23 protein-coding genes are annotated in these 22,000 nt (G+C 32.7%); 9 read left to right on the top strand and 14 right to left on the bottom strand.

The genetic code is table 11. The features are described from left to right. The first annotated feature begins 224 nt into the window (after positions 1–224). Positions 225–1,427, top strand: a complete 1,203-nt coding sequence (locus tag ACFSO7_RS12380) for an MFS transporter (RefSeq protein ID WP_377877647.1) — start codon at positions 225–227, stop codon at positions 1,425–1,427. A 164-nt stretch (positions 1,428–1,591) separates the two neighbouring features. Here the strand turns inward: ACFSO7_RS12380 and ACFSO7_RS12375 are convergent, their stop codons facing one another. After that, a complete protein-coding gene (locus ACFSO7_RS12375) occupies positions 1,592–2,068 on the bottom strand; it encodes a hypothetical protein (RefSeq protein ID WP_377877616.1) in 477 nt (158 codons plus the stop codon). A gap of 72 nt (positions 2,069–2,140) precedes the next feature. Then, a complete protein-coding gene (locus ACFSO7_RS12370; RefSeq protein ID WP_377877615.1) occupies positions 2,141–2,404 on the bottom strand; it encodes a hypothetical protein in 264 nt (87 codons plus the stop codon). Between the two features lie 606 nt (positions 2,405–3,010). Between ACFSO7_RS12370 and ACFSO7_RS12365 the strand changes: the two genes are divergently transcribed. Beyond that, positions 3,011–3,199 (top strand): hypothetical protein, encoded by a 189-nt coding sequence (locus tag ACFSO7_RS12365; protein WP_377877614.1) that lies wholly within the window; start codon positions 3,011–3,013, stop codon positions 3,197–3,199. Between the two features lie 357 nt (positions 3,200–3,556). Beyond that, positions 3,557–4,030, top strand: coding sequence for a GNAT family N-acetyltransferase (locus tag ACFSO7_RS12360; protein ID WP_377877613.1), 474 nt, complete (start codon positions 3,557–3,559; stop codon positions 4,028–4,030). A gap of 191 nt (positions 4,031–4,221) precedes the next feature. Here ACFSO7_RS12360 and ACFSO7_RS12355 read toward each other — a convergent pair whose 3' ends face one another. Beyond that, a complete protein-coding gene (locus tag ACFSO7_RS12355) occupies positions 4,222–5,481 on the bottom strand; it encodes a diguanylate cyclase domain-containing protein (RefSeq protein WP_377877612.1) in 1,260 nt (419 codons plus the stop codon). A 1,167-nt stretch (positions 5,482–6,648) separates the two neighbouring features. Here ACFSO7_RS12355 and ACFSO7_RS12350 point away from each other — a divergent pair. Then, positions 6,649–6,966, top strand: coding sequence for a YuiB family protein (locus ACFSO7_RS12350; protein ID WP_377877646.1), 318 nt, complete (start codon positions 6,649–6,651; stop codon positions 6,964–6,966). An 835-nt stretch (positions 6,967–7,801) separates the two neighbouring features. Here the strand turns inward: ACFSO7_RS12350 and ACFSO7_RS24035 are convergent. Then, a complete protein-coding gene (locus ACFSO7_RS24035; RefSeq protein ID WP_483861711.1) occupies positions 7,802–8,059 on the bottom strand; it encodes a hypothetical protein in 258 nt (85 codons plus the stop codon). A gap of 250 nt (positions 8,060–8,309) precedes the next feature. On the opposite strand from ACFSO7_RS24035, the gene ACFSO7_RS12340 reads away from it, so the two are divergent. Beyond that, complete coding sequence (locus tag ACFSO7_RS12340) at positions 8,310–8,879, top strand: RNA polymerase sigma factor (RefSeq protein ID WP_377877611.1); 570 nt, start codon at positions 8,310–8,312, stop codon at positions 8,877–8,879. Further along, on the top strand, positions 8,869–9,942 hold the full coding sequence (locus ACFSO7_RS12335; protein WP_377877610.1) for a DUF4179 domain-containing protein: 1,074 nt from the start codon (positions 8,869–8,871) through the stop codon (positions 9,940–9,942). Before ACFSO7_RS12340 ends, ACFSO7_RS12335 begins: the two co-directional genes overlap by 11 nt. 248 nt (positions 9,943–10,190) lie before the next feature. Here the strand turns inward: ACFSO7_RS12335 and ACFSO7_RS12330 are convergent, their stop codons facing one another. Further along, positions 10,191–10,742: a glutathione peroxidase gene (locus ACFSO7_RS12330; protein ID WP_377877609.1), complete on the bottom strand. Its 552-nt coding sequence runs from the start codon at positions 10,740–10,742 to the stop codon at positions 10,191–10,193. A 92-nt stretch (positions 10,743–10,834) separates the two neighbouring features. Then, the gene (locus tag ACFSO7_RS12325; RefSeq protein WP_377877608.1) at positions 10,835–11,554 is read right to left on the bottom strand and encodes a metallophosphoesterase family protein; all 720 of its coding nucleotides are present in this window, start codon (positions 11,552–11,554) and stop codon (positions 10,835–10,837) included. Between the two features lie 238 nt (positions 11,555–11,792). On the opposite strand from ACFSO7_RS12325, the gene ACFSO7_RS12320 reads away from it, so the two are divergent. After that, a complete protein-coding gene (locus tag ACFSO7_RS12320) occupies positions 11,793–13,067 on the top strand; it encodes an MFS transporter (protein ID WP_377877607.1) in 1,275 nt (424 codons plus the stop codon). A gap of 130 nt (positions 13,068–13,197) precedes the next feature. On the opposite strand, the gene ACFSO7_RS12315 is transcribed toward ACFSO7_RS12320, so the two are convergent. The 7 genes from ACFSO7_RS12315 to ACFSO7_RS12285 form a co-directional block, all read right to left on the bottom strand. Then, positions 13,198–13,554: a hypothetical protein gene (locus ACFSO7_RS12315; RefSeq protein WP_377877606.1), complete on the bottom strand. Its 357-nt coding sequence runs from the start codon at positions 13,552–13,554 to the stop codon at positions 13,198–13,200. Positions 13,555–13,721: 167 nt separating this feature from the next. Then, positions 13,722–14,339 carry a hypothetical protein gene (locus tag ACFSO7_RS12310; RefSeq protein ID WP_377877605.1) on the bottom strand — a complete coding sequence of 206 codons (618 nt, stop codon included), beginning with the start codon at positions 14,337–14,339 and terminating at the stop codon, positions 13,722–13,724. 226 nt (positions 14,340–14,565) lie between these two features. Next, complete coding sequence (locus ACFSO7_RS12305) at positions 14,566–14,958, bottom strand: RidA family protein (protein ID WP_377877604.1); 393 nt, start codon at positions 14,956–14,958, stop codon at positions 14,566–14,568. A gap of 167 nt (positions 14,959–15,125) precedes the next feature. Next, entirely contained in the window at positions 15,126–16,079 is a 954-nt protein-coding gene (locus tag ACFSO7_RS12300; protein WP_377877603.1) for a sigma-70 family RNA polymerase sigma factor, read from the bottom strand. A gap of 98 nt (positions 16,080–16,177) precedes the next feature. Further along, positions 16,178–16,789 carry a histidine phosphatase family protein gene (locus ACFSO7_RS12295; RefSeq protein WP_377877602.1) on the bottom strand — a complete coding sequence of 204 codons (612 nt, stop codon included), beginning with the start codon at positions 16,787–16,789 and terminating at the stop codon, positions 16,178–16,180. A gap of 59 nt (positions 16,790–16,848) precedes the next feature. Next, on the bottom strand, positions 16,849–17,766 hold the full coding sequence (locus ACFSO7_RS12290) for an ABC transporter permease (protein WP_377877601.1): 918 nt from the start codon (positions 17,764–17,766) through the stop codon (positions 16,849–16,851). Further along, positions 17,759–18,640, bottom strand: coding sequence for an ABC transporter permease subunit (locus tag ACFSO7_RS12285; RefSeq protein ID WP_377877600.1), 882 nt, complete (start codon positions 18,638–18,640; stop codon positions 17,759–17,761). The genes ACFSO7_RS12290 and ACFSO7_RS12285 overlap by 8 nt, the downstream gene beginning before the upstream one ends. A 328-nt stretch (positions 18,641–18,968) precedes the next feature. Between ACFSO7_RS12285 and ACFSO7_RS12280 the strand changes: the two genes are divergently transcribed. After that, positions 18,969–19,538, top strand: a complete 570-nt coding sequence (locus ACFSO7_RS12280) for an RNA polymerase sigma factor (RefSeq protein WP_377877599.1) — start codon at positions 18,969–18,971, stop codon at positions 19,536–19,538. Further along, positions 19,519–21,147: a DUF4179 domain-containing protein gene (locus ACFSO7_RS12275; RefSeq protein ID WP_377877598.1), complete on the top strand. Its 1,629-nt coding sequence runs from the start codon at positions 19,519–19,521 to the stop codon at positions 21,145–21,147. Before ACFSO7_RS12280 ends, ACFSO7_RS12275 begins: the two co-directional genes overlap by 20 nt. Before the next feature lie 131 nt (positions 21,148–21,278). Here ACFSO7_RS12275 and ACFSO7_RS12270 read toward each other — a convergent pair whose 3' ends face one another. Continuing rightward, positions 21,279–21,839, bottom strand: a complete 561-nt coding sequence (locus tag ACFSO7_RS12270) for a VanZ family protein (protein WP_377877597.1) — start codon at positions 21,837–21,839, stop codon at positions 21,279–21,281. Positions 21,840–22,000 lie beyond the last annotated feature (161 nt).

The following is a 22,000-nucleotide window of genomic DNA, read 5'->3' as shown; positions in this document are numbered from 1 at the left end:
TCCAAATTACTTAGTATTGTTAATTCCTTGAGTTTCTGGATTATAAAGACTTAAAACTTATTCTTCTAGTGAAAAAAATTACTAGTCAGTTTAATTTTACAATTTAAGGTAAAATTGGTAAAATAATCATAGCGAAGGGTTGTACGGAGATTCATAATGTAAGAGAGGTTGGCAAATGTGAAAGGATGTTTTGATTGCTACCTCAATATGAAAAAAAGGAAAGAATTTCAACTTTAATTGCGTTATACGTAAAATTAAAGTTGCCTTCTACCCAAATTCACTTTTTGTTCGGTCTATTTATAAATCGATTAGGGGATTCTTTATTTACATTAGCCATTCCATGGATTTCGTTTCACTTAACTGGTTCAGTGAAAATCATGGGATCGCTATATGTGATGAGTGTTCTGCCTGTTGTATTATTTGGACCATTTATTGGTGTGGCAGTGGATCGATGGAATAAACGAATGATAATGTTAATCACAGATTTAATTAGAATGGTAATAGTTGGATTGATTCCTATTTTGTATTTCTGTGAGCTTCTTCAGTTATGGCAATTGTATGTAGCTGGTTTTATTTTAGCCATACTCACATTGCTATTTGATGTTGCTACTGTATCATCGATCCCGGATCTTGTTAAAAAAGAATTAACTCGTGCTAATTCAGGCTATCAGCTTGTCAATCAACTTGCCAATTTATTAGGTCCAGCTATTGCTGGTGTGACAATAGCACTTATTGGAGGCTTTAATACTCTTTGGATCAATTCTATATCATTCCTTGCTACTTTTATTATCGTATGGAAGTTTCCAAGAACAAGTCATGAGAATCCAATAAAAAAACATATTTTTAAAGAAACAAGTGAAGGTTTTAAATGGCTTGTGAATAACAAATTAAATTTTTCCTTGTCTTTACAAGCGATGATCGGAAATTTTGGTGGAAGTGCGGTTTTAGCAATTTTTATGTATTATTTATTATCAGATCTTCATTTGAGTTCTGAAATGAGCGGGATTAACTATACACTAATCGGTGTAGGAGGGTTACTCGGTAGTTTAATCATTGTACCTCTTGAACGAAAGGTTAGAAGGGGGCTTCTCATCCAAAGTCTACTTGCTATTGGTGCCTTTGGATTATTGTTTGTACTAATAAGTGATTTTTGGCTTGCTCCAGGTATTGCTTTTGGGATAGCGACTTGTTGTAATGTAGGGTGGAATTCGATTGTCTCTACTGTAAGACAGGAAACAGTTCCTAAAGAAATGTTGGGGAGAGTTCTCGGATTTTCAAGGATGTTTACACGACTGGCTATGCCACTTGGAGCATTTGTTGGAACATTACTTGCGGAAATAAATCCTTTAACGGTGTTTATTTTTGCTTCCATTACTAAATTCGTTGAAGTAATCATTGCGACAATAAGCCCTATAAAAAAATTATAAGTTTTGCCTCCATTTTCCTTTCTTGAATTAGAAAGTGCAATCCTTTAGCCGGTTTTCTTAAAGGAAATGGATTACTTTATCGCTTAATGAATCTAAAATATATAATTTTGGAACAGTTTAAGATAAAATCCAGAAGTACCATTTCGGTACTTCTTTTGGTGGTATTAAAATACTTCATTTCCAATTTTAGTTATTCTTTCTTCCCAATCACGGGTTATTTTTAATCCTTTGATTGTTAATTGACCTTTTTTCTCAACAAACTCGGTGGAGCTAGCATCATAAAATTTCAATTTTAATGTGTAACTATAATTAATCTCACCATTTTTATTTTCCTTCGTTTTCTCAAGTTTAATATTTTCAAATTTGATGCTCTTATTTGTTTTTTTCGCAATATCAGGTCCTATTTGAAAAACTTGATTAGCCATCTGCCTATCGAATCCCTCTTTCGAGAAGAATCGTTTTACTTTTTCACCAATTTCAATTCCTGTTGGCGGATTGGAAGAGTCTTTAATATTGTATTGTACCGTTTTATAATCATTTACAAGTTTTAGTACGTCCTCTTCTTTGACTGTTTCTTTACTGCAAGCGATTAATCCTGCAATCATTAATAATAAAAAAGGGAATCCAAATATTCCTTTCATAGTAACCTCCACTATTTCATTTTGTGTACATATAATTTTCACTTGAAACATTTTTCTGATCATGAAATTACTTTAAAACCCAAATAGGTCACCTAAGAACCACATAGGTCCTACACTAATTGTTAATAAAATATTGAGAATGATCGATAACCATGACCAATGTATCCCTTTCTTAGCTGAAATTATGGAAAAAAGAATACCTAATGGATTAACTATCCAAGTGGCCATCCATAATGTTCCGAGAGAGTTTTCGGAATTAGGGATAGCAATAACCCATGATAGAATACCGACAATAACTGCTAAATATGAAAGTCTTAAAAATATTTTAGGATTCAATGATGTAATCCTCCTTCATAGTAATTTAAAGCTAAACACAAACCATTCCCACAAAAAAGGAAAGAAACATCATAATAAAACTGTGACAATGGAGATAGAATTAATGCCATGATAGACAATATTTGTTTTCTGATCATTATTATTCTCCCTTCCAAAAAGACTTGTTAGTCCATTTTTACTTAAAAAGGAAGTTTTTATTCAAATTATTTTATGTATTATCAAGCTAGTTTGTCGATTTCAGTGTGTGAAAGGAATGAAGAAGAAGTTTCTCATCTATGTTATAGTAATAGGTATTTTTTTCCCTAATAGTTAGAATGCTAAATTTGCTATAGTAGTGATCGAATGGTTGCTAGGCATTCTAGGATTGTTTAGACAGAGGAAGGGAAGCATTACTTCACTAGCTTGAGTAAATCACATTTAGTTAGAAACCCACTAGTCAGTTTATTAACAAAAAGTTATAATAATAGTAACAAGGTTAATGATACTTTAATTGATGCACTTGATTTTAATTATTAGAAATTCTAGGTCTGTAAATCAACTTAGACTACTTATTGTATACAAATGGCTAAGAAGGATAAATGTATTAGATTCAAAGGGGGAAATTTATTGAAAAAAGAATCTGAAATGGATCAGTTAGCTTTTCAACGCTCTGTTATTCGAGAAGAATATATCGAACAACAATCACAAAGCAAACCTAACTCTAGTTCAATAAAGAATATAAGATTAAGATATCGAGAAATGTATCGGGGCCGATCCCTCAAAGATGAAACAAAACGTTTTAGGTTAAAGGATTAAATCGTTCTAAATATTTAGATTTTTATCTTCATAATTTAAACTCCGAGAATGAAAGGAAATTGAAGAAGAGGAGTGATTTCCTTTAGTGGAGGTCACTCCTCGAATCATTTCCGTACCCCATACACTGTACAATTTCCTTTAAGAGGCTACAATAAGAATAACCAATCTTTTATAAAAAAAGAGAGGAGTTATTTTAATGAAATTTCATCATTTGCTATTTAAGATAGAGACGATTATCACTTCAAGTATCCTTTTAGCAGTTTTAATCGTAACAGTTTGGCTTGTAATAAAATCAGTAAGAAATCGTTCTAGTTAAAAACTATTTCAAGGATAAGCTTACAAGAAAGGATGTTTAAAGTGGAAATAAGAACTGTAAAAAGTTCAGATTACAACCGTATCTCTCCTTTGATTAACGAATGGTGGGGTGGAAGGCAAATGTCAGATATGTTGCCTAAGTTATTCTTTGTTCATTTTAATAATACAAGTTTTATTGTTGAAATAGATGGTAATGTTGTTGGATTTTTAATTGGTTTTTTGTCTCAATCAGATTTAGATGTTGCGTACATACATTTTGTTGGTGTTCACCCTAAATACCGAAAACATAATATAGGAAAGCGGCTTTATAATGAATTTTTTAATGTGGTTAAAAAGAATAATAGAAATGTTGTGCGTGCTGTAACTTCTCCAGTTAATAAGGTTTCAATTGCTTATCATACCAAGATGGGATTTATTATCGAGAATGGTGACAAAGAAGTTGGTGGAGTATCAGTATTTTCTGATTACGATGGAATAAACCAAGATAGAGTGTTGTTTGTTAAGAAGGTAGATTAAAAGTCTATTCTTGTTGTGCTAACGTTTTGTCTTGCAGGCCGCTTTTAATGAATCTTATCTTAAATTATTACTCAACTAAAAGTTTATATTGCCCAACATGTAGTGGAATTTCACCCATCAAGTTTATAGCCCATGACGGGCACTCATAGTAAAAACCAAATCTATGTGATTTGGTTTTTACTGTTACAACTTTAACTCGAAACACAATTACGTCCTTTTAATTTTGAAGCATATAGGGCCTGGTCAGCCAAAGAAATTAAATGATTTGGGTTCATTTTATGATCAGGTATTAAGGTAGAGACACCGAGGCTGACTGTGACATATTTGCTTATCGATGAGCCCTCATGCGGGATTTTAAGATTTAAAATGGTTTTTCTAATTCTTTCAGCGATAGAGACGGAATCCAGCTCTGACTGATTTATTAAAATCATCGCAAATTCTTCTCCACCATATCTAGCAGTAATACCGATAGAAGGATCCAATAGCTCTTTTAGGGCATTTGCAATTAGGGATAAACAATCATCCCCTTTTAAATGTCCATAGGTATCATTGTAATTCTTGAAATAATCGATATCAAAAAGAATGAGGGAGATAGGATTGGAAGTGACTATTGCATTCTTCCATTCTATAGCTAAATAGTTATCAAAATAACGTCGGTTGAATAATTTAGTTAATCCGTCAAAATCGGCTAATTTTTGTAAGGTAGTAAATGTATTCGCTAATTCTAACCTCATGACCTCAATATTACCAATCAATTCAGTTAGTTCATCATTCCCCTTTACATAAATAGGTGTTGGTATGGAAAAATCATGTTTCGCATATGCGCTGACACTTTCATTTAACTCTATAATCGGTTTCACTGCAGATTTAATAAATCTTACATTAATTAAATAATTTATGATTGAAGCTCCAAAAGCGGTTAGGAATAAAACAAGAAGTGTGATTAAGATTCGAGAGTAATTTATCCGATTCTCTTGTTCACTCTTCTTTTCAATTTGTTGCATTAAAAGATTAGCTGTATGACGAAAATCATCTAGTGCCTTTTTACTGTTACTAAATAGTTCTCGAGTTGGGTAACTGCCGATATAAGTGGCAGATATTAGTTTTTTTCCATAATGATCATGCCAATGAAATCCTTGTTGAATCACTTTGTAAATATCCGATTTCAGGTCCGGAAAATACTTGCTGTGTTCGGTTAATAAATCAGAACTTTTTTGGTAATTTTTTGAACCTTCGCTATACGGTTGTAAAAACTCATTATCTCCAGTTAGATTGTATCCTCTTTGTCCTGTCTCCTGTTCTAACATCGAGCTGTAAAGGTTATCAACCAATTCGTTTAATTGACTTATCCGCTCCTGGTTACGATTAGTAAGATTGATTACTACTAGTATGGTAATTAAACAAACGGTAAGAATCGACATAAACACGACGTTCGATATGAATTTACTCAATAAAAGTTTCTTCCCAAACTTACCTATCGTTTTATTATTATTTTTCATGTCATCACCAAAGAAGTTTTTTAAAAACTATTCTACCACAAAAAATACACAGATGGAGAATCTAAGATGTTTCTAGGAAAGGAAGGTACGATTTGAATGTCAAATTGCTTAATACAGGCGGGGAATATGGGGATACCTTTTTGGCTGTGTTCTCTATCTAAGAGATACTAATAGTGAAGGGTATGAAAAAATTTCCATTATTGCATATTTTAAGACGGTACTCAGATCGGTTTGGCATTGCCTTTTCTTTCACAAGGATATTGTCGACCGTGTAAATTGTATGGAATTTTAAAAGTAGTAAAAGATTAGTGTATGATGAATATTTTTCATCAAACTTTATTTAAAAGCAATAATATGATTGTTGATTCAGCTGGCTTAATTATCTTCGGGGTCGGTTCTCATTGATTAATAGCTAATTTCACTATAAAAAAGTAAACGGATATTTATCCCAATGATATGGATGTAAAATAAAACTAACTGGTCAGTTTTAATATTAGAAGCTATAATATACTTATTACTTTTAATAACTCGGGATATATGGGGGATCATTTTATCCTTTGGAATTGGTATTTTGATATGGAAGATTAGTATCCGGTACCTAAATGGACTTTAACTTTTTTAAATTATTCCATATTACCTGATTTAAATATAATGTTTAACTCGGAAGAAAGAAAAAATAAACAAAGGCATCAGAAGAGGTAGACCAAATTTTGAAAAATCAAATTATTTTTGAAAGCTATTACTGTTATGCAACTGTTATAAAATGTAGTTCTTTATTCAGGATGCATTGAAATCGGAAAATGTTGTCATTAGGTCTTTTTCCAATGTTAGGTTAGACAGAGGTTTGGGAAAAGAAGATTAAAGGAATTTATTTGAAGGAACTCATCCAATTAGTGCAGTGGAATTTTACCATCAACATCGACGACATAAATACTTGATAGGGGATTATTGACTATCAGAGTACGATTCTTCATTTATGATGTTAGTAATTAGAAAATTAAAGATCTAAGAGGTGCATATGATTGAAGATTTTTACTGTGAAGAAGAATTAAGTGGTAAAACACAAGTAAGTAGAGTAGTAGAAAATAAATATTTTAAGGAGGAACAGTAATGCCACCGATGCCCATTTGGGTTGTGATCATTTCAATCGTATTATTTTTCGTATTATTCTTTGGAATTGGGTTTATACTCAATATGCTTTTAAGAGCGTCATGGATAATGGCGATTTTGTATCCAGTAATTACTATATTAATAGTGGATAAGGTTGAGTTCTTAGAGTATTTTACAAACAGTCAGCAGGCTTTCCTGGAATTAGGAGAGAAAATAACAATCTTATCAATAGCAGATATGCTAATACTTTCCAGTGGGCTAGCAGGTGCTATTGTTGCTGGTATCACTATAAAATTGTTGCGCAAGAGTGGATATCAAATGTTTTAGAGTTTCCAGCTTAAGACTCGCCAGTCGGCGAGTTTTCATTTCTATAACAAAATAATTAAGTGTTTCATCTGATTTATATTCCAAGATTATTCACATTTACAGGAAGTGGGAATCAATCCAAATTCACCATATCGAACTCTACAGTATGTCCAATCATTTAAATGCTCTAATTCAAATTATAACCCACCTCGACAGACTGTTAACTCATGGAAAGTAATCTTTAGTCAGATAGGTTACACCTAAGCCATAAAGGGAAGATAAGATTTGTCTTGGGACCTAACCTTCCTTAATTGTAGCAATGGATTTACAAAATATTTCAATTCCCAAATAGTGTATCTTCTTTTCCAAACAACACATCTTGGTCCTTTTTTAAAACTATTGGATCGAGATAAATAAATTGTATTTTTAATTATAGTATATTGTTTCAAGACTTAAATGCAAAATTAAATAAAGGTCGGAAATTAATTTTACCATTCTATTACCTAGAACGTATTAGAATCTATTCATTTATGTACCCATTTTAATTAAAGTACGGGAGACTTTTCAATTTGGTCTCATATCCTGGGAGGTTAACTTTACTGTTTTAATTAACTGAAGAATTTCTCTCCTTAATTTTGGATCTAGTGCAGCAGTTGGTTCATCCAAGATAACCACTTACGGATTATGAACCAAGGAAACGGCTATCGCTAGTCGTTTCTGCTGACCTCGGGATAATTTTGATGCCTCTGTTTATAAAACATCACCTAAGCCGCATAGATTTAGAAACTCATTTCCTTTCTGATTCGAAAGTTTTAATTATAAAGAGCTGCAAATAATTTTAAATTTTCTTACGCTGTTAAGCCCGGGAAAAAGGTGTAGATTGAAGTTGGACACCTACTAAGTTGCGAAAATCATCTACCCATAATAACACATCCCCTGCATCTTGCTTCACAAACCAAAAATCATTTCTAAAGTTGTTGATTTTCCCGCACCGTTGGGACCGATCATACAAGGAATTTCCATTTTCGTAAACATTAATCGAAATCCCATTTACAACTGCCCTAGAACTGTATTGCTTTTTAAGTCCATGAGCTTTTATTAGTATATTTGTCATTTCTGAGTATCTCCTACTTAGTTATAATTGGGTACATATAAAATGAATAGTCAGTTTAATTTATCTACTCCTATTAAATGACCAAATAAAAAGAGGTCAATCAGTAATATCCGGTAACCTTAGAATACTAATGATCAGTTTACTTATCTTTTTACTGCTAAAATTAACAAGTTTTCTAAAATAGGTGAAACTTTTTCAATACCCAAGAACGACATATACATGAAAAATTGTATAAGAGGTGAAAAATTTGATGGATGATGAATTAATTATCGAACGTATTAGGGGAGGTGAAGGAGAGGCTTTTAGCTTACTTGTTAATGATCACATCTTTACTGCCTATAAAGTCTCCTATCTCGTGCTTGGGACAAGGGAATATGCAGAGGATGCAGTCCAGAATGCTTTGTTTGACGCCTATTTAAGTATTACGAAGGGATATCCAATAAAAAATTTTAAAACATGGTTTTTGCGCTTAGTTTATAATCGTTCCGTTGATTTGTATAGAAGTAATAAGAGAAAATCCTATATGGTCTTTGAAGACAATTACTACAGTGACGAAAAGACTAAATCAATTCAAGAAATGTTGATTCAAAATGAGAACAAACAAGAAATATCTAATTTACTCCATAAATTAGATATTGATCAAAGATTGCCGCTTTTACTTTATTATTTCGAAGAAATGAGTTTAAAGGAAATTTCTATAGTGCTAAATGTAAATCTAAACACACTTAAGTCAAGATTGAAGCGTGGAAAAAGGAAAATTTCTCAGTTAATTAAAATGGAAGATCGTTCTAGTCTGGAGGTTAAAACGTATGAACTATAATGACTTGAAAAAAGATGAATTGGAGCCTATCTTATTGTTGAAAAAAAGGGCTGAAGATATACCTAATCACATTTACTCCAAGGCGGAATATGAGGAGTCGCTTGAGAGGATATCTAGTGAATGGAGTACATTCCAAAAAAGTCGTAGGACCAACAGTATCTTAAAGAAAATAACAGTGCTAGCTGGTCTAGCTGCATCCCTTTTTATTGTTTTTGTAGCATCGGGATTTGTATCTCCTGCAATGGCTGAAATGGTATCAAAAATACCACCATTTCATTCTATTTTTAAACAGGATGAAGTTCATTTCGATACAAACGGACTCTTTATGGAACTAAAAAATAGTGGTTTTGATGTTAAAATCGTAGAGGAAAGTAATGAAAATAAAGTAGTCAGTATCGTTATTAATAAGGATCAGGAGGAACTGCAACTTGTTAGAGAGGAAATAGAACACATTTCTTCTAACTATTTAGATAAGCAGTCAGGTTTTGAGGGATATAAGATTAATGTAAAATCCTATCAAAAATCAACCAATGTCATACAATTTGATAAAGAAAGAGCAGATGTGCTATCTAACATTGTTCAGCCAATATTAACAAGATATGATTATAAGTTATCTTGGGGGGTAGGACATAATGAAGTAGATCTTTGGATAGCCGAAGATGAAAATAAAGAAAGTTTGGAACAGATAAAACTGGATATTCAAGAGGCATTTGCAAAAGAAACAGGACAAGATGTGCGATTAACATTTAATGTTCATCAATATAATAAAGAGAAAAGGGAGCAGCAAGATAGATGGGCACCTGTTATTACAACTATTTCAGGACAAGTAATGCAAGAGGAAAGGTTTAAAATTGATTCATATGATTTTGATATTATAGATGGGGTAGTCATTATTAAGATAATGACGAATTTAGATGCGAACGAACCACAAATGAAATCCACCATCGCAGAGTTAAGAAATACTATGTTAAATCTTCTTAACAGAGATGAGGTTAAGGAGAGAATATTAGACGATAAATTTGAGATTAATATTGTAGATAAGAAAAACCTTGTTATTAAATAAAGAGCACCTTAACTATTAAAAGCTTTAGTGGGGTATAAAAGGACCAATAACAAAATTTGCTTATTGGTCCTAAATTTATTAAGAGTTCTCTTTTTTCCACTCAATGTGGTTTTTGTTTGCACCTAGGCACCACCAAAATCATTTTTTAAAAACTCATAACACTTATAATGTAGTGAACGCCACAAGTAGAAAAGTTAATAAACCCAATGGATGAGGGCTCTCTCTTAGTAGTTCATGTCAAATTTGAGCTAAAGTTTCAGTAATTCCTTGATATCTTTGTCTATATCTATAGGATCTGTAGTTGGTTCAAATCGCTTGATTACTTCACCGCGTTGGTTTACAAGAAATTTAGTAAAATTCCACTTAATAGAATCTCCTGTTAAGTATTCTGGATGCCTTTTTTCTAGAAAATTTATCAGTCCTTTTGTAACTGGGTGAGAATCATCAAATCCATTAAATGGTTGTGTTGAAACTAAGTATTCAAATAGTGGGTGGGCCGCATGATCACGAACATTCACTTTTCGAAACATAGGAAAAGATACTCCATAGTTAAGTTTGCAAAAAGAGTGAACATTTTCATTATCCTCAGGTTCTTGATTTGCAAATTGATTACAGGGAAAACCTAAAATCGTAAAGCCTTTATCTTTATATCGATCATATAATAACTGTAGATTTTCATACTGAGATGTAAATCCACAGTGGCTTGCAGTATTAACAATAAGTACGACCTTGTTTTTAAATTCTTCAAAGTTAATTACATGTCCACTCATAGCGGTAGCAGAAAACTGGTAAATGCTCATAGTAACCTCCACTTATTTAATACATAACCGTCCGGATAAAATTAGAAATTGGATAGGTGATTAAACTCACTAATTTCTATTTAAAAACAGGTTTAAAATTTATATATTTTATCAAATCGATCTCCCCAAGGCACTTGTTTCGTTTTGAATCCGTTAATAAATTTTTCAAGAGATGATAATGGGTAATGAACTTGCTTAAAGGTGACATTTACGGTTTCGTCGATATCTATAATCGCGTATCTAGCAAGAGGGCCAAAGTTGTCAATTCCTACAGGTCCAGGATTAATATACATTCTACGATCAGAATGAAAGAAATGGACTGCGTGGTGATGTCCAAAACAGATGACCGAACTTAATGAGTCCTGATAATGGCTTTCTAATTTTTTTAGACTGGGTTCTCTATCACTTGGCATGATTGTTTGGTGCTCGTCTAGGTGATAATGAGCAAAGTGAAAGTTTCTTCCTCCATACTCTTTTGATAATGTAAGAGGGAGATTGACTAACATCGTTTTAAATTGAGGGTCCATCTGTTCCGCAATCCATGCATGATGATCTTTTAGCACATCATCTGGATTGTCGATTCCATTAAGAATGTTGATGACCTCTAGGTCATGGTTACCTTTTACAAATGAAATATTACCTAAACATGATAGTTGCTCAAGAACTTCATTTGTTTCATGACCGACCCCTATTAGATCCCCTAGACAGTAAAGATGACTGATTTCATCCGTTCGATGTAAATCGTCTAACACCGCTTTAAGAGCTGCTGCATTTCCATGAATATCAGATAGAATGCCTATTTTTGTACCCATACAAATCTTCCTTTCGAATAAAATAATTATTTAATTAATTTTAGCATTTCGCAATTAAACCGACTACCTATTTTATTTATCTTTATGGATAAATAAATAATTGTTTAAATTTTAAGATAAAGGAATTATTTTAGTTACCAGATAGTATGTAATGTAGTAAACTAATAAGAAACCGACCAGTTATTTTATTTAATGTAAAATCATCAGAAAATTGTTGTTTCAGAAGGGAAGTTAATGAATGAATTTCAAGGAATATAAAAGGATTTTTAGAAATCGCACATATAGAAGTCTTTTTTTTGCACAGTTTACATCTCAGTTTGGTTCCATGATTGGTGTGATTGCCTTTACGTTTTATATTTTAGACCGATTTAGCAAACAACCATTTTATGCCACACTAACGGAAATGATGTATGCACTACCCATGCTATTTGTTTTTTTCTTAACGGGGGTAATCGCCGATAAGTTTGACCGTCAAAAAATTGCCCTTTACAGTGATTGGATTTGTTCAGGGTTGAGTATACTTTTACTGCTTTTTATTTGGATTGATTTCCTTCCGCTCGTGTATTTGACCATTTTTTTACGCAGTGCAGTGGGGAAGTTTTTCCATCCGGCACAAAGCTCCATCGTACATGGGATTCTTTCGAAGGATGATTACCCAGTTGCGATGGGGCTCAACCAACTCTTAAATAGCGTGTTTATTATTGCTGGAAATGGAATGGGTGCCTTAGTGTATTGGAAGGTTGGTGTAGCTGGGGCAGTTATCATTGACGCGATGAGCTATTTCATTTCTGGAATTCTTATTAGTAAAATTGCGTTAACCAATGACGTGAAAAAGCCAAATGGCCATTTTAAGCTTAAAGATATCAATCTATCGATTATTTTAAAAGACTTTCAGATAGGTCTTCGATATGTCTTACAACAACCTATTGTCTTTTCGTTAATGCTAGGAATCATTTTTTTAGGTGTGATTAATGGCGGATTAACGGTTATGAATATTTTTATCATGAAGTATAAGCTTGCACCTGAAAGCTATGAACAAACGCAAATCTTATTATCGTCTGTATCCGGCATTAGTGTCCTGCTGGGGAGTTTTGTAACAGTGTATTTAATCAAAAAGTTTTCTTTTTATAAACTCATTATTGCGAGCTTTATTTTACCAGGGATTGTTTTTTTATTAGAATCTCAAGTTACAAACAAATATCTTTTTATGATGCTTCATTTCTTTTTTGCCTTTACAGTCCCTATGTTTAATATCGCCTTCTCGGGTTGGCTTGGACAAATTGTCGACCGAAAGATGATGGGGAGGGTACAGGGTTTGATTGCACCTTTATCCTTACTCATGATGACAATGACCCAAGGTTTTATCGCCTTTGCATTTCCAAAATATATAAATGTTGAGGTTATTTTTTATATCGTTAGTTTCGCGGCGTTAATCGTAGGAACCTATTACATTATTAGTCTACCAAGATTAGCAAAAAGGGAAAGGAACACCCAAAATAGAACGGCCGTATAATGAGCTCACCTCTAGAAAATTTTAAAAGGCAATCATTTAAATGGTTGCCTTACTGTTTCTGATGAAACAAATAATAAAGGATTTATAATATTATCTAACTTCTTTGTACGACCCAAGCATCAATTTAAACTTATTTTTTATATTTATTTGCTAATTTTATAGCGTAGAACTGAGGAATCAAATTCAAAAAAGTAACCAATAGTAAAAATTGATTTGGAGTTAGTGGTTTAAAATAGCCATTCCATCGTTCATTTCCCGCCATTTCACTGATGAAATAATATGAGATGAAACCAGATGCTATATTACCCAGATAAATAGGAAAAGAGTTACCATTGAATTTGCCTAAGAAAGCAAGAAGCGAAGTGGCCACAATCATTATTAAATAGCCAAACATTGAACGATCAGTAAAGTCTTGGTACATAGAAAAATAAACAAACGGGAAACAGAATAAACAGAGTATTAAGATATTCGTACCTATTTTCCTCATATTTTCACCTCACTTTGCCACTTAAAAAATAGCCAATAAGAAGATTTTTCCTTTTTTATATGTTAAAGTGTAGCGTTGTTTTTTTAATAGTGAAATAGACTTCCATATATATAGAAGTTCATTGGTTGTTGAAATAAGTTTTATAGTCTACTTGAAAAAGAACTCTACTAATTTATACGATAACTAAAATCTGTTACTTTTCCATATCCTTTTAAAAGATCAACCCAGTAATCATCTTTGAACCCTTGTTCGCGATAATAATCCCAGAATGCTGATGTTTGCCCTTTTTCCCCCGATTTGTTTGTATACAATAATGTCTCATTAACTACATCGTTATATTTTTGCAACAAACTTTCCATTTTCTTTATCTTCTCTAATTGGTCCTTTGATAATTTTACTTTATCGCTTTCTACATTTAGTTTCATAAAGAAATCACTATAATCGTTATTTATAGAAATAACTTGGTTTTGACTATAATTTTCCAAACGGTTAAAATAATTGTCCATTTGATTTATTTCTTGTGTATCAAATGCAATGTCATGAAAGCTAATTTGTAATTCCTCTGCTTGACTATTTGTAATTTCACCTGAACTTAATACATCTTGTATGATCCCTATAGCGTATTGTGGTGCTCCTGTTATATGAACAATTTTGTTTACTAATTCATCAGATAAATATTGTTCGTAAGTTTTATTATCTCTTTCAGAGAAAACCCATAAAGTAAAGAAAAATAACATACCTAATCCTAAAAGGATGTAAATAATATTCTGCCTAATTAACTTCAACTATCTCACCCCTTTGATATTCCTCATGTTATTCCGTAATTCCGCCCTTAACAAGATAAGTTCACTCTGGAAAAACTTTAGAAGGCAATCCACTAAAGGATTGCCTTTATTCATGTTTGATAAGCCAAGGAACCATTTATCTAACCTTTGATAAGTTTCTCGAACCGCCCTGTAATTACCTTCCGTTCGTAGTTAAGTAATTGTTCTTTATGAACAAACAATAGCCTTATTTAATTTCTTTACATGCCCAAGCATCAATTTCAACTTTAAAAGCAGGTGCAGCTAATGCAACGACATACACCATTGTTGTACATGGTAGATGGTCTCCCAGGAATTCACTTATTATTTTTCTTCTTTCACTAGCATCAAAGTCACCGACTAGATAAAAAACTAATTTAGTTAAATCATGGACCTCCATTTCGGCAGCTTCGAGATTTCTCTTTATATTTTCTAATGCTAACTTCATTTGTTCTAAAGGATTTTCAGGCACTGCTCTATCGACTTCCATGCCTAATTGTCCTGATAAAGTTAACCATCTATTCGTACCTGTTATTTCAATTTGATGAACATATGGAGCAACTGGTTTGTGAATAGAGTTAGGGTTGCGTGAAATTTTCATAAATAATCAATCCTTTACCTATTAATTAAAAAATATATATGCAATAAGGGAATTCTCCCCTGCATCCGATTAGAAATAAGTTTTCTACCTAAGTTAAGCTAATACAAATTTTGCTATGGGTTAAGATAACTATATATCGATAAATAATATGTGAAAACTTTAAATTACTATAAAGTATAATTTCTTTGAAAAGCAGTTAAATTTAATTGTATTGCTGCTTCATGAAGAAGCTCTGGACAGAAATAATAATCTTTGATTTCAACAATTTTTCCATGTTCGATTTTTATATGATTCAAATTGTAAATGGCGTTACCTCCATTCATTTTTCCAATTTGAACAATCGTCGGTAGCCCCCATAACATGTGAATTTCTGCCCTCATTTCCACCGGGTCTTTCGACCAATCAGTAAGGGAGTACTTTTCAACAATATCCTTTCCAAGTTCCTTTGCGATATGGACAATATCATTACTTACGTTTGTATCTAATAACTTGGCAATTCCGTTCGGATCTCTTCTATTAAAAGCATCCAAAAATAAATTTATTATTTCACGATTTTCATCGGATATGGTGTTGGAACCATTCTCAAGTACTTCTTTATCCTCATTAAACTGTTTTAATTTTCCTCGGGCCCGATGAAGTAAGGCCTTAGTTGCACCTTCTGTCGTACCGATTATCTCTCCTACTTCTTTAGATGAAAACTTAAATACATCCATTAACAAGAAGACGACTCTTTGGCGGGGGGATAAATATAACACCAATTGTTCAATCGCATTTTCTATTTCGAAAATATCAATTTCCTCTTGATAAAATGACTCAGATACGTTCTCAAATGGATCGATTTTTATTTTTGTTTTCCTACATTGATCAATCCAACTGTTCGATGCAATCCTAAATAGATATGATTTTGGATGGATTGGCTGCCATAATTGAGCTATGGAGGCAAAAGCCTTTATTAAAGTCTCTTGAACTAAGTCTTCCGCATCCCATGGTGATCCTGTTATGAAGTAGCAATACCGCCATAACTCCGGGCGATACGGGACAATCATTTCATCAAACAATTTTTTGACATCTCGAAGGGGATTACTTAGGTCATGAATTTCAATTTCTGAAGATAAAGTCATCGTTATTTAGCCTCCTAAAATTCGTTTTCATTAAATAAAACGAAAATTTTTATTAGAAAGATACGATAGAACTTATTTTATTTTCTAATCATACATTTTCACTTTACTCTATGAGATAAATCTCCCTCAATAATGAAATTTTTTTTCTCCCCGATCAACTCAACATTTGTTAGACTTGTATCATGGATAAAAGGAGGCGTCCATAACTTCTCTGTTGGGTAATCTTTGAAGATAGCTAATATAGTTTTTATGACAACCGCATGTGTAACGATTAGAATATTTCCTGAAGTATACATTTCTTGTAATCTATTCAGAAAATTATTCACCCTGTTTCTTAATTCATCAAAACTTTCCCCAGTTTCTGTTTTATATAAGTGGGGTGTATTCCAAAAGGAATAGTGTTCGTTGGGGAAATTTTTTTCAATAAAAGATACTGTTTGGCCTTCCCATTCACCCATATGGATCTCTCTCAAATCTTTATCAAGTAAAATAGATATATCTCTTTCACCTTTAATTAAATCAGCCGTTTTTTTAGTTCTATCGCTGGGACTCGAATAAATAGCAGTGAAATCAATATCCTTTAATCTTTCACCTAGAGATAATGCATTTCTTATTCCATTTTCAGTTAAATCGGAATCACTCCAACCTTGCATCCTTTTTTGTGTATTCCATACTGTTTCCCCATGTCTCGTAATATATAAATTAATCATTTCTTCCTCCAATTCTCTCATTGTAATTTATGGTTGAATTAATTTTGGAATGCTCACCCTCATAACAGACTATCTTTCCTAGTATTTGACCTTTGAATTTCATTTAACCCAGTTGAAATGAGATACAAGGAAGACAGAAATAGAATGTAAGCAAGGATGGGGAATAAGACAATCCATTGGGAAAGATACATATAACCTCTTGCTTGACCTATTAATCCAGACCATTCATGAGTAATAGAAAGAAATACAGGAGGGTTGAAATGCTGTGTCGTTCCTCCGAAGAATAGATTAAAAATCCCTAACTGGCCAATTAAATGTAAGACAAGAATGGCCTCATTCACTAGAATAATGAATAAATTGTCCTTTAAAGCAGGAAAAATATGTTTTACCATAAGATGCTTTTTTTGCGCACCAAAGGATTCAGAGGCAAGGATATACTGTTCTTTTTTAACCTCAATCGTCTTCAAGGAAATGACGTTATGGACACCCGAAACCCCAAGTATAATCATTAACATACTTTGAATCATAATTAGTCCCCACTCAGGTATGATCGGATTAATGTTAATCCCAATCATAATAAAATAAATAATGATAAAAGAGGGGATGCTTGAGAAAATGGGGATCGATGTTCGACTTGGTTTTTCAGCACCTTTTCGAAGCCCACTTATGATTCCAGTAAGTCCTCCTAGAATTACTCTAGACAATGCTATTAGAATTGTTCCTATTACTGTGTATTTCGCACCATGCAGCATCAAGGTCAATAGATCATAACCCCATTTATCCGTTCCGAAAATAAATTCTTTGGATGGTGGAAATGGGGGGGATGTCATTTGCTCTCCTTTCTCTGTTTGAATATAACCAATGCTTTTAGAGTAATCCTCCTCGTAGGGGGCTACTAATGGCCCTATAAATGATAAAAGAATGAAGCAAGCTAATAGGATGAACCCAGCCAAAAATTTTCGATTTTTCCTATACATATTTGATAACCCTTTCAACGATCCAAATTAGCAGCCTAAAAGAGAAATAAACGACGAGATAAAGAACGATTAAAGTTAAAAAACAAAGAATAACAAGATTGTATTGATAGCCGAATTGCACTTGATGCTGAAACAGCATAGTGGTTATCCCTTTAGTGTTGTAAAGATACTCGACTACAAAAAGATTACTTATCATTATGCTTGTAACCTTATGCAAATCCGCCTTAAAAAAGGGGAGCACATTGGATGTGATATGGTGAAAGTAGATCTGCGGTTTGCTTAAACCTTTTGCTATAGCTGTTTGGATATAATCTTCGGTTATCACTTCAAATGTTTTCTCATTCAATGATCTGATCAGGTAAACAAAAGGAATGACAACAAGGGTAAGTATTGGAAGGAAAATAGCCGGTTCACTTATGCTTAAAGATGCGACCTTTATTGTCTTAATACCTGTACATTTATAAATGAAGGTAACCAAAAGTTGAAGCATCAATATGAAAATAAAATCGGGAATCATCCCAAACAAACTCAGAAAACCATGAAGATATTTCACACTTACCTTCCACAAATAAATACCAAATAAAAACGATAGGATAATGACAATTGACCCTGCCGATGCTAAATAAAGGTAAGAAGATGTAAAAAGTTTAACCATATCCGTAGGGAAAAACCGTATATCCCGACCTGAGTTATAATAAAAGGATTCTTTTGAAACTATACCAACTAAGAAATCCTTAATCAGCAATACAACCTTTTGCGGTTGAAATGTAATTGGTTGATCAAATGTAGTGAAAAAAACTAAGGGTATCGCTGCCAAAACGAACAAAAACAGAAGACTGAATAAGTACTGAGTCAATATCCTAATAGAATACATAAAACCTCCAATAGATTACGATTTTGAAGACATCACCTATTATGACCATTTCGTTGTTTTCTCCATATCATTCCCCGTTCTGTTTTATCCGAACTCCTATTTTCAACAAAATTGTTGGATTATTTAGAATTATGATACCATAAAAAGACTATGTAGTCTAAGTAAAGCATTTGCCTACTATTGAAATTATATGGACTATATATTCTACTTCTTCGTGAAATGAATACAAAATTTTCAAAAAGGCGTAATTTCTTATGAGCAAACTTCGTTATATAGGTTGAATACACTAAACGAATTATGCACATGCTCGTTCAATAAGGAGGCTATTATGCAAGATCAAGATGAACTTCAATGGATTAAAGAGGTGTTGGAGGGAGATAAACAATCCTATGCTAATATAATAGATCGATATAAAAATCAATTATATGCTACGATTCTTCGAATGACCAGTAATTCGCAGGATGCACAGGATTTGGTGCAGGAGGCTTTTATTAAGGTTTATTATCAGCTTGCCAAATATGATGGAAAAGGATCCTTTGCAGGGTGGCTGAAACGGGTTGCAATCAACCATTGTATAGATGAATTCCGAAAGAACCATCAGCTTCGAAAACAAGTCAATATAAATGAGTATATTATCGAAAATCCGAATCACCCTGAGATTATTTTATTGAAAAAGGAGGAGGAACGGCAGATAAAATCTTTAATTCATACTCTGCCTGAGGAAGAACGAATGATTATTCTATTACGTTTTGTAAATGAATTAAGTTACGAAGAAATTAGTGAGTTATTAGGCATTACTGTTTCCAATGTTGGAATTAAACTTTATCGTGCTAAGAAAAAAATGAGAGTGCTGATTAAAAATGAAGGGGGATACATTCATGAAGTGTTTGGAAATTGAAAAACTATCACAGTATGTAGATAAAATAGTATCCAAAGAAGAACATTCCAAGATCAATAATCATTTACTTAATTGTTTCAACTGTAGAGTTAAAGTAGAAAGTTTGATAGATGAGCAGCAATTTATTCAAGATAACCTAGGAAAGCCAACCTTACCTGATCATTTTGCAAGCATGGTAATAGACCAACTTCAGCCTTATTTTCCAAATGGAATTTCCAATAAAAAAAGGGCACTAAGAAAGAAAATACTATTACCAGCAGCTGGAGTTATCCTAGTTCTTAGTTTAAGTACGACCTTAAACCCAGCTTTATCTAATTGGGTCGATGGTATATTCTCAAGTAGTCAGGTAGATGAAGGTTTAAGAATTGCGAATGAAAAAGGTTTCACAACCAAACTAAATCAAGAGGTTACAGATAAGGGCATTACATTTAAGGTAGATGAAATGGTTGCGGATTCTTCGCGGTTAACATTTTCCTTTCAAATTCTAGATCATAAACAAAAAGTAAAAACAAACCATTTTGATACACGCAATGGTAAAAATAAGATCATATTAATGGATAAAAATGGGGGTGAAATAAAGGTCTACTCTACAAGCTGGTCCAATCAAAAAGATTATGGATTAATGGAGTTAAATTTAAGAGATACAAAGATTCCTAAAGATATGATAATTAAATTTGATTTGGGTGAACTAGATGGAAAAGAAGGGAACTGGCAACTTGAGGTTCCAGTAGACGTTAGTAAAAGTCTGCTTGCAATCAAAACAGTTTCTTTAAATAATGCTAGTGTAACTAAACATGGAATTATCTTAAATATGGAAGAGGTGCGCTTTGCTCCTTCCTCAAATGAGTTAATATATGAAACACAATTTACTGAAGAAGAACTTAAAGAATATACAGAGGAAATCAAGAATTTAGAAGATAAGTTTGGAAATAAGGATGCCATAAGGAGTTGGATTAACTTAGGAAATAATCTTCAATATCATATTGAAGATGAAGATGGAAAAACCATTTTATATAAAAATGCTTTCGTAAAAGAGAATGGTTTTCCATCTGATTTTGGTGTTCTTAAAGTTACAGGAAATGATGAGGTGGGTGGGGAAGTTGGACACAAATCACGTATTGATTCATTCGTTCCTCAAAAAAATAATCGTAAGCTCACCTTTGTTTTAGATGGAATACTAAGAACAGAGCCAACTGATTTTTCTTTAAAAATCAAACCGAAGGAAATAGCAAACAAACCAGTGTCCTTTGAGTATGAAGGTAACCACTTTACCATTAAACAAGCGGATCAAGAATCAAAGATATCCTTACAAAAATCATTGTTCCCGTTAAAAAAAGAAACAGCTCTTACCATTGAAATGGTCGGATCGAGAAAAGCCGATGCTTCGAGACTTGATCAATGGGTAATAACTGATAATAACGGAAAAAGCTATTCGACTTCAAGTGATTGGTTAATTACTGATCAAAAAGATGAGAATGGGCGTTATAAATCAACTATCACTCTTCAGACGAAAGAGATAAACGAACTTCCTAACGAGTTGAACTTAAATTTGATTTTGGTTACCCGTTCTTATCCATTGGATAAAGAATGGCGTTTGCCGTTATATTGAAAAAAGTGGATCCATCGATTCTAATAGTGAAATAAGTTGCCCCCAATAAAGGGGGCTATAGTGTTAGTGTTCATTTTCCAGAACTGAAAAGTTAAACTCTCAATTAACGGTACAACCCAATTTTTAGCTTTTTATCTCGTTTGGACTACACGTACCATCTTTAAATAAAAACGATAAAAATAAAACCCAGCTATTCCCCCCAACGTATATAATATGATTACGTCTGTTTGAAATATTCCAGAATCGATCACACCAGTATATGCAAACATAAATTCCAAACCCTCTAATATTAATGAGGTGGATGCAATAACGATTAATCCTCTTTTAAAATGTTTTATATCAAATATCAATTGGATATATACTCCAAGTGGGAAGGTTAAAAGAAAAGTCTTTAATAAATCTTTGATGGTTAAAAATATCCATGACGAATCAATAATTCTACTAATAAAATCCATTTTACTAAGGATATACTTAATATATAAAAATGGGGCGAGTTGAACATTATAATAGGATAGTCTCGGGGGAACATTAATGTGCCCAAAAATTTCTTGAACACTATAACAAAAATAGATCCAGAAACTAATTATAATAAGTCGGTTTTTCAAGTCTTTATCCTTGTTTTTAATGAAATCATATATTGAATAGATAACTATTATGGTTAACCCTACTTCAAACAAATTAATTGCATACACAAACATACCTCCCAGCCAACCAATGTTTTCCACAGTCTTATTGTTTCTTAGTGTTCTTTGAATGGCTAATTTCTATAAAAAGCAGTTTTCAAATCATTTAAACTAACTGGTCATTTTAAATAGGTTATAATATTTATTATGATATTTCAAGTTAATAGATT

This window comes from Bacillus sp. CGMCC 1.16607 (genome assembly GCF_042683745.1).
GTDB lineage: Bacteria > Bacillota > Bacilli > Bacillales > Cytobacillaceae > Pseudoneobacillus.
This window is presented reverse-complemented; position numbering and strand designations above follow the sequence as displayed.

Bases quoted from the DNA above. Each gene is read 5' to 3' on its own strand.
- ACFSO7_RS12330 (WP_377877609.1), bottom strand. From the start codon at position 10,742: ATGAGCATTTACCAGTTTTCTGCTACCGCTATGAGTGGACATGTAATT.
- ACFSO7_RS12320 (WP_377877607.1), top strand. From the start codon at position 11,793: ATGAATTTCAAGGAATATAAAAGGATTTTTAGAAATCGCACATATAGA.
- ACFSO7_RS12305 (WP_377877604.1), bottom strand. From the start codon at position 14,958: ATGAAAATTTCACGCAACCCTAACTCTATTCACAAACCAGTTGCTCCA.
- ACFSO7_RS12340 (WP_377877611.1), top strand. From the start codon at position 8,310: ATGGATGATGAATTAATTATCGAACGTATTAGGGGAGGTGAAGGAGAG.
- ACFSO7_RS12275 (WP_377877598.1), top strand. From the start codon at position 19,519: ATGAAGTGTTTGGAAATTGAAAAACTATCACAGTATGTAGATAAAATA.
- ACFSO7_RS12280 (WP_377877599.1), top strand. From the start codon at position 18,969: ATGCAAGATCAAGATGAACTTCAATGGATTAAAGAGGTGTTGGAGGGA.
- ACFSO7_RS12375 (WP_377877616.1), bottom strand. From the start codon at position 2,068: ATGAAAGGAATATTTGGATTCCCTTTTTTATTATTAATGATTGCAGGA.
- ACFSO7_RS12315 (WP_377877606.1), bottom strand. From the start codon at position 13,554: ATGAGGAAAATAGGTACGAATATCTTAATACTCTGTTTATTCTGTTTC.
- ACFSO7_RS12300 (WP_377877603.1), bottom strand. From the start codon at position 16,079: ATGACTTTATCTTCAGAAATTGAAATTCATGACCTAAGTAATCCCCTT.
- ACFSO7_RS12290 (WP_377877601.1), bottom strand. From the start codon at position 17,766: ATGTATAGGAAAAATCGAAAATTTTTGGCTGGGTTCATCCTATTAGCT.
- ACFSO7_RS12295 (WP_377877602.1), bottom strand. From the start codon at position 16,789: ATGATTAATTTATATATTACGAGACATGGGGAAACAGTATGGAATACA.
- ACFSO7_RS12350 (WP_377877646.1), top strand. From the start codon at position 6,649: ATGCCCATTTGGGTTGTGATCATTTCAATCGTATTATTTTTCGTATTA.
- ACFSO7_RS12285 (WP_377877600.1), bottom strand. From the start codon at position 18,640: ATGTATTCTATTAGGATATTGACTCAGTACTTATTCAGTCTTCTGTTT.
- ACFSO7_RS12325 (WP_377877608.1), bottom strand. From the start codon at position 11,554: ATGGGTACAAAAATAGGCATTCTATCTGATATTCATGGAAATGCAGCA.
- ACFSO7_RS12335 (WP_377877610.1), top strand. From the start codon at position 8,869: ATGAACTATAATGACTTGAAAAAAGATGAATTGGAGCCTATCTTATTG.
- ACFSO7_RS24035 (WP_483861711.1), bottom strand. From the start codon at position 8,059: ATGACAAATATACTAATAAAAGCTCATGGACTTAAAAAGCAATACAGT.